Source organism: uncultured Cyclobacterium sp., from assembly GCF_963977555.1.
Classification (GTDB): Bacteria; Bacteroidota; Bacteroidia; order Cytophagales; family Cyclobacteriaceae; genus Cyclobacterium.
The window spans coordinates 156,663-166,996 of the sequence record NZ_CAXBPD010000015.1; the positions used below are offsets into that span (position 1 = coordinate 156,663).

At 38.7% G+C, this 10,334-nt stretch carries 10 protein-coding genes and 1 riboswitch; of the genes, 1 reads left to right on the plus strand and 9 read right to left on the minus strand.

Annotated features, from left to right (window positions below; all coding sequences use genetic code 11):
* Nucleotides 1-10 precede the first annotated feature (10 nt).
* The 5 genes from thiC to AAC073_RS17985 all read right to left on the minus strand — a co-directional run bounded on the left by thiC (nucleotide 11) and on the right by AAC073_RS17985 (nucleotide 4,536).
* Nucleotides 11-1,867: a phosphomethylpyrimidine synthase ThiC gene (gene thiC / locus AAC073_RS17965; RefSeq protein WP_339925185.1), complete on the minus strand. Its 1,857-nt coding sequence runs from the start codon at nucleotides 1,865-1,867 to the stop codon at nucleotides 11-13.
* Between the two features lie 68 nt (nucleotides 1,868-1,935).
* Nucleotides 1,936-2,139, minus strand: coding sequence for a sulfur carrier protein ThiS (thiS, locus tag AAC073_RS17970; protein ID WP_339925186.1), 204 nt, complete (start codon nucleotides 2,137-2,139; stop codon nucleotides 1,936-1,938).
* 91 nt (nucleotides 2,140-2,230) lie between these two features.
* A riboswitch (TPP riboswitch) is annotated at nucleotides 2,231-2,330 on the minus strand.
* A 238-nt stretch (nucleotides 2,331-2,568) separates the two neighbouring features.
* Nucleotides 2,569-2,874, minus strand: a complete 306-nt coding sequence (locus AAC073_RS17975) for a hypothetical protein (RefSeq protein ID WP_339925187.1) — start codon at nucleotides 2,872-2,874, stop codon at nucleotides 2,569-2,571.
* Nucleotides 2,871-3,098, minus strand: a complete 228-nt coding sequence (locus tag AAC073_RS17980) for a hypothetical protein (protein ID WP_339925188.1) — start codon at nucleotides 3,096-3,098, stop codon at nucleotides 2,871-2,873. Before AAC073_RS17980 ends, AAC073_RS17975 begins: the two co-directional genes overlap by 4 nt.
* A gap of 568 nt (nucleotides 3,099-3,666) precedes the next feature.
* Nucleotides 3,667-4,536: a winged helix-turn-helix domain-containing protein gene (locus AAC073_RS17985; RefSeq protein WP_339925189.1), complete on the minus strand. Its 870-nt coding sequence runs from the start codon at nucleotides 4,534-4,536 to the stop codon at nucleotides 3,667-3,669.
* 233 nt (nucleotides 4,537-4,769) lie between these two features.
* Between AAC073_RS17985 and AAC073_RS17990 the strand changes: the two genes are divergently transcribed.
* A complete protein-coding gene (locus AAC073_RS17990) occupies nucleotides 4,770-5,828 on the plus strand; it encodes a two-component regulator propeller domain-containing protein (protein ID WP_339925190.1) in 1,059 nt (352 codons plus the stop codon).
* Between the two features lie 459 nt (nucleotides 5,829-6,287).
* Here AAC073_RS17990 and AAC073_RS17995 read toward each other — a convergent pair whose 3' ends face one another.
* From AAC073_RS17995 to AAC073_RS18010, 4 genes are all read right to left on the minus strand, one after another.
* Nucleotides 6,288-6,584, minus strand: a complete 297-nt coding sequence (locus tag AAC073_RS17995) for a type II toxin-antitoxin system RelE/ParE family toxin (RefSeq protein ID WP_339925191.1) — start codon at nucleotides 6,582-6,584, stop codon at nucleotides 6,288-6,290.
* Complete coding sequence (locus AAC073_RS18000) at nucleotides 6,575-6,847, minus strand: hypothetical protein (RefSeq protein WP_339925192.1); 273 nt, start codon at nucleotides 6,845-6,847, stop codon at nucleotides 6,575-6,577. The genes AAC073_RS17995 and AAC073_RS18000 overlap by 10 nt, the downstream gene beginning before the upstream one ends.
* A gap of 969 nt (nucleotides 6,848-7,816) precedes the next feature.
* The gene (locus tag AAC073_RS18005; RefSeq protein ID WP_339925193.1) at nucleotides 7,817-10,120 is read right to left on the minus strand and encodes a DNA topoisomerase 3; all 2,304 of its coding nucleotides are present in this window, start codon (nucleotides 10,118-10,120) and stop codon (nucleotides 7,817-7,819) included.
* A gap of 31 nt (nucleotides 10,121-10,151) precedes the next feature.
* On the minus strand, nucleotides 10,152-10,334 hold a 183-nt coding region (locus AAC073_RS18010; protein WP_339925194.1), incomplete at its 5' end, for a hypothetical protein.

Consider the following 10,334-nt stretch of genomic DNA (forward strand, 5'->3'; position numbering starts at 1 on the left):
TAAATCGCTGTTAAAGATAAACCTGGCTTCCTTTATCCTTGAATTCTTGCGATTTCTTTTTCATGCCTTCTTCGATCGCTTCTTCAGTATCCATTCCATTTTCTTCCGCAAATTTCCGTACATCTTGAGTAATCTTCATGGAGCAGAAATTGGGACCGCACATAGAACAGAAATGTGCTACTTTGGCATTATCAGAAGGTAAAGTCTCATCATGGTAAGCCCTAGCAGTATCTGGATCAAGTGCAAGATTAAATTGATCTTCCCATCGGAATTCAAATCTCGCTTTACTCAAAGCATCATCCCTATGCTGTGCTCCGGGATGACCTTTTGCCAGATCGGCTGCATGTGCCGCGATCTTATAAGTAATCACACCTTCTTTAACATCGTCTCGGTTAGGTAAACCTAAATGTTCTTTGGGTGTCACATAGCAAAGCATTGCACATCCATACCAGCCGATCATAGCGGCACCAATCCCACTAGTGATGTGATCGTATCCGGGTGCAATATCTGTGGTCAATGGCCCTAAAGTGTAAAAAGGAGCTTCCCCGCATACTTCCAGTTGCTTATCCATATTTTCCTTGATCATATGCATTGGGATATGTCCTGGCCCTTCAATTATACACTGTACATCATGTTTCCATGCAATCTTGGTGAGTTCTCCTAAAGTTTCAAGCTCTGCGAATTGCGCATAGTCATTGGCATCTGCAATACTCCCGGGACGTAGGCCATCTCCAAGAGAAAAAGAAACGTCATAAGCCTTCATAATTTCACAAATTTCCTCAAAGTGCGTATAAAGAAAGCTTTCTTTGTGATGGGCCAGGCACCATTTTGCCATTATGGAACCTCCACGGGAGACCAGTCCGGTAACCCTTTTGGCAGTATGCGGAACATAGGCCAAACGGACCCCGGCATGAATGGTAAAATAATCCACTCCCTGCTCAGCCTGCTCAATGAGGGTATCCCTAAAAATCTCCCAGGTAAGCTCTTCTGCTTTTCCATTTACTTTTTCTAGTGCCTGATAAATAGGTACTGTTCCAATAGGTACGGGAGAATTTCTTAAAATCCACTCCCGGGTTTCATGGATATTCTTTCCGGTGGAAAGATCCATAATTGTATCTGCGCCCCAACGACAGGCCCATACCGCTTTCTCCACTTCTTCCTCAATAGAAGAAGATACCGCTGAATTTCCAATGTTGGCATTGATCTTTACCAGGAAATTACGGCCAATAATCATAGGCTCATTTTCGGGGTGATTGATATTGGAAGGAATAATCGCTCTTCCACGGGCCACCTCTTCCCTTACAAATTCTGGAGTAATGGCTTTTGGAATGCTCGCCCCAAAACTATTCCCAGGGTGTTGTTCTGAAATTTGTTTGATTTTTTCCAGTTTTTGATTTTCACGAATGGCGATAAACTCCATCTCAGGGGTAATGATGCCTTTCCGTGCATAGTGCATCTGGGTAACGTTTTTTCCCGGTTGCGCCTTTAAAGGTTTTCTATTCCTTTTAAAACGCAAGCCATCCAAATTTGAATTTTCTTCCCTTTCCCTACCATAGGCAGAAGAAAGCCCCCCTAATTGCTCAACATCTTCCCTGCTCGAAATCCAACTGTTTCGCAAAGGCATAAGCCCCTTACGCACATCAATCTCAACTGAAGGATCGGTATAAGGGCCGCTGGTGTCATAAACAAGAACCGGTTCATTCTTCTCTACTTTTCCGTTGAATTTATCCACAGTATCACTTAGGAAAATTTTTCTCATTGGAACCTTAATGTCGGGATGTAATTCTCCACTCACATAGCTCTTTTCTGAATTTGGAAAAGGTGCACGACTAATGACGTGCTGGTTTGGCGTCTGGTCCTTTTTCATAGGTAGAATAATTTTTGTATTTGATAATTTCTTCTGCAGAAGAAACCTTCCGCAGCCTTCATTTTATATTACCCACCCTGTGTTGCCCTTATCACAAGCACATTTTCACCTTCTGCCAAAGCACGACTGCTCCATTCATTTTTAGAGATAATTTCATTGTTAACGGCAACAGCAATTCCTTTGTCAGAAATATCAAGCTGCGTCAACAAGTCCTGAAGGCTAGATTGTGAAGGCAAAGTATGGCGGGTATTATTTACGTTTACAGTTATCATTTTTGAAAATTAAATGGCTGTAAACCAGAGGGAAATCCCTATAGAAAAAGTATATACAAAAATCACCATTCCCTAAAGAATGACATGATACAAATGCAGAAAGACTTTTCCCTTCGCCGGTATTAGCCGGAATCAGGTTCAAAGGGTTTTATCTCAGCCAGTCTCAAAGACCAGCACCCCTAAAGTTTACGTGATCAAAGGTAGAAGAATTTTATAAAAATAAAAACACCAGTGACTGAAAGAGATTTTAATGGGTTCTCAAATTTCAGTCAAACAGTATTCAAAATTTTGTCCATTTGCATACTAAGATAAGGGGGGATTTCAGAAGCCATCGCAAATGGTATATAAAAGATTTCGACTTCAAAGTAAGTTAGGAATAAAAGGGTGTAGCCGATTCTACACCCAGTTGAGGTGGATCAGTGCGGAAGATTATCCTTTCATCTTTTCAGGATCCTGCCTTGTATCAAAAAAATCTGTTATGTAAATGCAATCTTCCTCTATCCGGTAAATTATCTTAAAATTACCTTCTAATAACCTTCTATGGCCTATTTCAAGGTGCTCCAGATATTCTTCATATTGACCTACATAGGGATTGCTGGTCAAGCTGCCTGCCTTATCCAATAATTGTCTTCTGATTTCCAATGCTCTTTCTAAAGGAACTTTTTGGACTTTCAATAAAAACTGCATGGATTCATTCAAGCTTTCAAAAGATTGGCCGGTATAAATTATTCTCATAGACCTAGCCTGTTATCCAGCTTCTTCTCAATCTCTTCCCTTGTGTAAACCCTGCCTGTCCTTATATCTTCTTCGGCTCTTAAAGCCCTTGAGGCGAGTTTTTCTTTAAGGATTGGATTTATGCTGGACTTAACAAGTAAGGTCTTTATCGCCTCTAAAACATGAAGGTCATTCTCATTCTCAATCAATGTCCTCAATTCCTGTTTTATGTCTGTTCTTCTCATAATAATGATAAAGATAACATTTTATATTGTTATTTAAATCTCTCTTCACCCCAGTTCAATGTTGTCTTAAATAGTTTTTGATTTATCATTTGGTCCGTACTTGAATAGCAATTGGGCACCTCTTAAGTAGCTTGAGAAAACAGATCCCAATGTACTACACTCAGGAGTGGTTTGTTTGGTTCCATAAATGGGCTTATCAAGCCATTTTTGCAGTTGGATTTTAACAAAAATATAGGCGACCAGATTGGACAGATGTCACCCGAATTTTGCTATTGTCTTTATGACTTTGACCAGAAGGATGCTGATCAACGCCGTCCATATCTATATTATTACCGCATTTTTGGAGGTCTCCCCTCGGTGTAGTTTACGCCTTCCGCAAGTTGGGTTCGCATAACACCCTTCTATTATTTTTAATTTGCAATAGTAAATGGACGGAATCACCAATGATCTAGGTCTATTTCCCCAAATGCAAATAGTCTTACCAATCAGAGGAGTTTGTAGAAATATCAACCTTCCTAATTACCAATTTAAAACACCGGTTACAGTATCAAATGTTTTCGGGCGTTTTTTAATTTACCTGCAGTATATAACCCCTACCTCGAATATTTTTGAGTTGAATATTCGGATCTTGCAGTAGTTTTTTCCGGAGTTTGGAGACAAACATGTCCAGGCTTCTGCTCACAAATACACCCTCATCTTCCCAAATTTCTTTGAGCAAGCGGTCTCTCTCAAGGGTTTCATTTTGGTGTAAAGCAAAAAGTGTAAGCAACTTATTTTCTTTTTGAGAAAGTTGGATTTCTTCATTTTCGATCTTTAAAAGCTGTTTACCGGTATACAGTTCAAACTTTCCAATTTCCACGAATTGACTATTGTCCTTGTTTTTATTCCCATTTGATTTGGTTGACTTTTTATAGAAAAGAAATAAAAATCCAAGAGTCAAAACCCCAAAGATGATCAGTACTGAAAAGTTGGATGCCCTTATTGCGTTTTGTTCAAACCGGATTTTGATGCTATAGCAATCTTTTGGCTGCACGCGTCCCTGACAGGGAATGAGCGTTTTGTCTTTGTGATTGGACATTTGATAACTGTAAACAATCTGATTGGCCTTGCATTCCATCACATTCACCTGATACTTGTCTTCAGCTTCTTTGTTTATTAAGCCCTCCCCCAAACTCTTATGAATGACTTTAACTAAACTGTCCGGGTCAAATTGGAAAGGGTTTTCAAATACGAGAATGAATTCATTCTCGCTTATTTTTTTGATTGGCAAAACCCTTGAAGTGCTATCCCCTGAGGCAAGCAAGATTTGATGCCCCACATTCCTCAACCTAATTTCCCTGTTTTCTTCAAAATCATCTGATTTCCATGGCCACAGTAGGACCATCATAAAAAGCATGGTGATCATTCCGATTCCGGCAGGTTGTATCAGTTTTTTCATTACCCAAATATAAGGTTTAACCCGGATTATTTAATAGGATTTGTGATGAGTGTTGCAATCGCAAGAAAATCAGGCTGTTTGGAGATTTCAGCACGGAATAGATTGTATATTACATATTTCGGGTTTAGTACAGGCCAAATATCAATTTTACCCTGATTTACATTCTTTTTACACTCCATTTACCATCTTGGCATTGGATAGTTATAAGTTTGGATGTGCTTAACAAAGAAAAAATGAAAAGACAACTAAGATTATTTTCCTGGCTAATGCTAATTATATTTACCACCTCATGTAAAGATCAAGTCAAAACTGACCCATCAAAAGTTCAATCCAATTTCCAAAGTAACCATTTAAATACTTCCAAAGCGCCTGATTCTATTGTACGTAATATGGTGCAAGATGGCAAAGGCAATATTTGGATGGCTACCTGGGAAGGTGTGTTTCGGTATGATGGAGAATCTTTCTTCAATGTGACAAAGAATGTGAGTTCAGCCCGCTTCTTTTCTCTCTTGGAAGACCGAAAAGGGAATATGTGGTTTGGAAGTATTGGATCAGGCGCCTATTATTTTGATGGAAAAACCTTTCAAAATTTCACAACCAAAGAAGGGCTTCCGAATAATGAGATTACCAGCATTTTTGAGGACAAAGCCGGCAACATTTGGCTTGGCACAAATGGGGGCATAAGCCTGTACAATGGAAAATCATTTCAGAATTATATATTGGCCGAAAACACCATAGTTGAAGACAAAACAGGAAAAACTGTTCCGGATTTTTCACGCCCCCCTAACGAAGTTAATTCTATCATTGAAGACAAAACGGGCAAATATTGGTTTGCCACAAGGGGCAACACTTATCTTTATGACGGAAACACATTTACCATTGTAAGCCATAAGGACAAGCCGTTTACCAATGTTCGATCTATCATTGAAGATAAAAAAGGAAATATCTGGCTCGGCGGAAATGATGGCCTATGGCGCTACGACTCTTCGACTTCGCTGAGGGAAAGTGGGGGTGAGTTTACCAACATCAGCAAGAATTTTATTGGGTACATTTACGAAGATAAAAAAGGCAATATCTGGACAAGTTCAGAAACTAAAGAAGGACCCTGGGTACTTTCTCTTTATTATTCGCAGACCTTTCTAAATAAAATACCCGCAGCAACCGAATTAAATACCAAAGATAGAAAAATGCTATTTGGGATTTTAGAAGCCAAGGATGGCAGTATTTGGTTCGGGTCTGATGGGGTGTACCAATACAAAGGAAAAACCATAACTGATTTTAAAAGTAAATAGGTGCCAAAATATGGCATACTGGGTGTAGGCAGCTACACCCTTTTATCCTACCATTTTGCAATCGAAAAGTGGAATGAATTGATAATAAATCACGGCTATTTAACCATTTTATTCAGCATAGATTCTGGCATTTGTAAACCCCTCTCTTATTCCCACCTGATCCATCCGGCAAATCTTTTCCACTTTCCATTTCACACTGTTTCATAACCAAAAAAACTACCGAGAGGTAATTTGCAATCTCCACTTACTCAATGATTTTGTAGACCTAGGACTATCTTTTATTCAATGTGTCTTTTATTCACATTAAGGACTTCAGGACACATCTATAAAAGAATAATAGCAAGCGCCCGTTTTAGGGGAATGACTTTTTGCTTAATAGTGATGACAATCGTAACTTTTAATCCGGTCGTTTGTAGGCGGGTTGGCTATTATGGTTTGGGTAGAGCGTTTTGGGACGGTTTATGGATCAAGTTTAGCTGGGTCATCTTTATTTGGCCACAAAAGTAATACTTCTAACCTTTCAGCATTGTAGCTATAAAAAAGTGTATTGTGAGGACTTAATTGGAACTCTCTTACTCCTTCTTTCCTTTCAGATTTCTTAAAACGTTGAGGGTGTTGACTTATTTGTTTTAGTGCGTCTTCTAAACGCTTGAAGAATTTCTTTATTTCTTTTTCGGTCCAGTTTTCTTCCAGATAGTCAACAATTCCGTCTAACTGGTTCTCGGCTTCTTCTGACCAAACTATTTCTAAAGCCATTTTTCATATCTTTTTCGCACCTCACTATGAGGTTTTACCTTGCCTTCCCTAACTTGTTGCATAGCTTTTTCCAACTTCACTTCAAGCTCTGATTCTTCCTTTAGCATTTCTTCTATTTTTGCTAATTGCTCATCAGAAGATTGCATTACTTTTTGTATAATTTTGTATTTCCTCGTCTCTATGTTCATTGTACTGGTAATAAATAACCTATAGTAAATATAACATTTTTTATCATTTTTAAATTTAATCTCTAATAAACGCATGATATCTTTCTATCGTTTATTTGAGGCATTAGGTTTTGGCCTGATGTTACTTTTCCGCTGGGGTTAAATACTTGTAACTACCAAATCCATGGATGCCCCTCTGGTTAATCAACGTTTTCAAAAGGATGGTAAAGAAACGCTACATTGTCAGAAAGTTATTCAACAGTAAATTAGGTGAATTTAGCTCAGGGCTTTTCTATAATTTCTCATCATTTTAACTTTTTCCAAAATAACCCCAACCTGGGTTAGTTAGATTTATCATCCAAAATCCATAGTCCAAAGTACTGACTGCAAAAACCTATTCTATTAAGGCATTTAAAAGCCATTGTAGAGAAAGACCCCAGCACAACAATTTCCTAAATCTTAATTACGCCATACAACCTTTTTCTGTACCTGACGACAGGTATTCTGATCCTTTATTTGATAAGTTTCTCCTATAACTAAAATAGTCTATCCTTGATTCAATTACAAATGAATACTGGCCGAGTAACCGAAAAAGATGTCATTGATTTGGATGGGGTCTCAAATATCAGTCAAACAGTATTCAAAATTTTGTCCATTTGTTTACTAAGATAAGGAGGTCTTTCAGAAGCCATTGCAAATGGCATATAAAAGATTTCGACTTCAAAAGGTGGTTAAGAATAAAAGGGTGTAGAGAATTCTACACCCAGCTGGGGTATTTAATCATTGGAATTCACAGAAGAGGTGCAAAGAAAAGTTCGAAGATATTTGGACAAAGACATGGAGTAAATTTTACTCAAAAGAAAATAGATTTAATATCAGGAATCCGATATTTGGGAAGGGTTTATTTTAAGAAGAGTTTGGGAGAATTATGGATATTTGGCTGTGTTTGCAGTCTTTTTTAATGCCATAACCATTTCCTTATGGTTTTCTTTGGGTGTTTTAAGCTAGGCATAGGATAGATATACCGTCTAGGCAGCAGTTTTTTTTCGATACTATTTCAACAGTTTAACCAACTACACTCTCCTTCAATAAAGATGTCACCAGCTCAACAGTCAACGGTTTCTTGTTCGCTTTTTCCCGGAGGGTTTTAAAAGAGTATCTAAAGTCACACCCTTCTTTATAAGCGCTGCATCCATAGGCTGTTTTTCCTCTTATTATGGTTCCTTTATTGCAAAGAGGGCATGAAATGACAGGAGGAGTTTTTTTAGAAGCCGCCGAGTTGGCTACTTTCTTTTCTACCAAAACGAGTTGAAGTTCCTCATTGAAACGTAGCAACCCTTCTTTATCTCCAGTCGCCGTTTTAAATCCTTTTAAATTGACAGTAGAGCCTTTTTGAAGTAACCTCAAAAATTGATTCTCTGATATAGTTTTTCCTTCGAAAGAAAAAGGAAGTAAAAAGTCACATCCTTTTTTATAAGCGCTGCACCCGTAACTCAAATTTCCTTTTAGCAACGACCCATTCTTGCATTTTGGACAGGACTGTCCCACAACTGCAGTTGCTGATTTTTCTTTCTCAGGAAGCTTGTTTTCAGTGGTATGCGCTATTTTAGTATGACTTTGTTCCCGTATAACTTCATAGACCAAATGCGCCACCATTTTTTTCATGTTCATCACAAAAGAACCCGCATGAAATTTCCCTTTTTCTATTTCTTTCAATTGCTTCTCCCACTGCCCTGTAAGTTCTGCAGAGGTCAGCAATTTATTCTTAATAATATCGATCAATTGCACTCCAGTTTCGGTGGGCAAAATTTGCTTCTTATTACGTTCAATGTATTGTCGCCTGAACAGTGTCTCAATGATATTTGCCCGAGTAGAAGGGCGACCTATGCCATTCTCTTTCATTAAGTCTCGCATCTCTTCATCGTCCACTTGTTTACCGGCAGTCTCCATGCCTCTTAGCAAAGTTGCTTCTGTATACTGTTTTGGAGCTTTGGTTTCTTTCTCTAGGAAAGAAGGTTCATGTGGCCCTTTTTCCCCTTTTTTAAAAAACGGGAGCTCGTCTTTCTCCTTTTTTTCTTTACCATCTGCAGTTTCAAAAACAACCCTCCAGCCTTTTTCTAAAATCACCTTTCCTCTTGCTTTAAACGAGACCGTACCCACCTTTCCTAATACGGTGGTATTGTCCACTGTACAGTCGTCATAAAACACTGCGATGAAACGCTTGGTAATGATATCATAGACTTTTAGCTGATTGTCGTGTAAACTATCCTGCATGCCTGTAGGAATCATGGCATGGTGATCGGTTACTTTTTTGTCATTGAAAACCTTAGTAGACTTTTTTAATTTCTTACCCAAAATGGGTTGAGTCAACGACCTATATTTCGTTAGCTTCTCTAATATTCCTGGTGCTTTGGGGTAAATGTCGTTCGGTAGAAAAGTGGTGTCAACTCTAGGGTAGGTGATTAATTTTTGTTCGTATAGTTTCTGTGCGATTTTGAGCGTTTCATCGGCAGAGAGGCCAAACTTATTATTGCAATGCACCTGTAATCCTGTCAAGTCAAAAAGCTTAGGTGCATATTCTTTTCCTTTTTTCTTAGCAACTGAGACGACTTCAAAGTCATTTTCTTTGACCTGATTGGCAAAAGTCTCCCCGTCTTTTTTCTTTAAAAATTTCCCTTCTTCACAGTTAAATACAGTCTCTCTATACAGGGTTTGTAGTTCCCAGTAGGGTTGTGGCTGGAAATTTTGAATTTCTTTAAACCGATTAACGATCATGGCCAGTGTAGGCGTTTGAACTCTGCCAATGGACAGCACTTGTTTGTACCCACCATGTTTAACCGTATATAATCGGGTGGCATTCATTCCTAACAACCAATCTCCGATTGCTCGGGAATAACCAGCATAATACAAATTATCGTATTTCGCCGAGGGTTGCAATTTGTCGAAGCCTTCTTTGATGGCCTCTGTGGTCAAGGATGAAATCCATAAGCGTTTGACTTCCCCTTTATACCCCGCTTGTTCAATTACCCATCGTTGAATCAACTCTCCTTCTTGGCCAGCATCACCACAGTTGATCACCAGTTTAGCTGTATCAAATAGCTTTTTTACAATGTCAAATTGCTTCTTGACTCCCGGATTATTAACAATTTTAGTTTTGAATTTTTCAGGAAGCATCGGAAGGTGTGTAAGGTGCCAACCTTTCCAATGAGGTTCGTAATCGTTCGGCTCCAATAAGGTGCAAAAGTGCCCAAAAGTATAGGTAACGATATATCCGTTGCCTTCATAGTACCCCTCATGCCTATGATTAGCTCCTAGAACAGCCGCTATTTCACGGGCGACACTTGGCTTTTCTGCAATACAAACTTTCATCTGAAACAAAAATAGATAAAATAGCCTAAGCTCAACGGAGTGCAGCCGCTTTTAGGTTGTTCAAAATGAAGTAACCCCTGTGGATCAACCTAATAAAATAAGGTGGTCTTTCAGAAGCCATTGCTAATGGATTAAAACAGATTACTACTTTAAAGGAGGTTAAGTAGGGTCTGCTTAGAAAATAAAAAAGAGGAGATTTAGGTGAATTGAGTGG

Bases quoted from the DNA above. Each gene is read 5' to 3' on its own strand.
- thiC (WP_339925185.1), bottom strand. From the start codon at position 1,867: ATGAAAAAGGACCAGACGCCAAACCAGCACGTCATTAGTCGTGCACCT.
- thiS (WP_339925186.1), bottom strand. From the start codon at position 2,139: ATGATAACTGTAAACGTAAATAATACCCGCCATACTTTGCCTTCACAA.
- AAC073_RS17975 (WP_339925187.1), bottom strand. From the start codon at position 2,874: ATGAGAATAATTTATACCGGCCAATCTTTTGAAAGCTTGAATGAATCC.
- AAC073_RS17980 (WP_339925188.1), bottom strand. From the start codon at position 3,098: ATGAGAAGAACAGACATAAAACAGGAATTGAGGACATTGATTGAGAAT.
- AAC073_RS17985 (WP_339925189.1), bottom strand. From the start codon at position 4,536: ATGAAAAAACTGATACAACCTGCCGGAATCGGAATGATCACCATGCTT.
- AAC073_RS17990 (WP_339925190.1), top strand. From the start codon at position 4,770: ATGAAAAGACAACTAAGATTATTTTCCTGGCTAATGCTAATTATATTT.
- AAC073_RS17995 (WP_339925191.1), bottom strand. From the start codon at position 6,584: ATGGCTTTAGAAATAGTTTGGTCAGAAGAAGCCGAGAACCAGTTAGAC.
- AAC073_RS18000 (WP_339925192.1), bottom strand. From the start codon at position 6,847: ATGCGTTTATTAGAGATTAAATTTAAAAATGATAAAAAATGTTATATT.
- AAC073_RS18005 (WP_339925193.1), bottom strand. From the start codon at position 10,120: ATGAAAGTTTGTATTGCAGAAAAGCCAAGTGTCGCCCGTGAAATAGCG.